General features: G+C 43.7%; 1 protein-coding gene. It reads left to right on the top strand.

What is annotated here, in order from left to right:
• A partial coding sequence (locus ELQ05_RS08335; RefSeq protein WP_208336098.1) for a hypothetical protein occupies window positions 1-229 on the top strand: 229 nt, incomplete at both ends.

Raw genomic sequence — 229 nt, forward strand, 5'->3', positions numbered from 1 at the left:
GTGTTTTTAGCACCAACCGTACCGCGCCGGTTGAGAAGTCCGGCTTCAAACAACATTGTCTCTGCCAACGTAGTTATACCGCTGTTATGGGCGCCAACAAAGACAACGTTTTTGATGTGTTTATCATCATAAATTTTCATGACCGTAAGAGATTTAGTGGAACAAGGAAGAAAAAGGCGGAAAACTCCGGGAAAGGATATGGAGAAGTGGATGGGTTCATCATTAGTAC

Source organism: Campylobacter sp. US53 (genome assembly GCF_004378995.1).
GTDB lineage: Bacteria > Campylobacterota > Campylobacteria > Campylobacterales > Campylobacteraceae > Campylobacter_D > Campylobacter_D jejuni.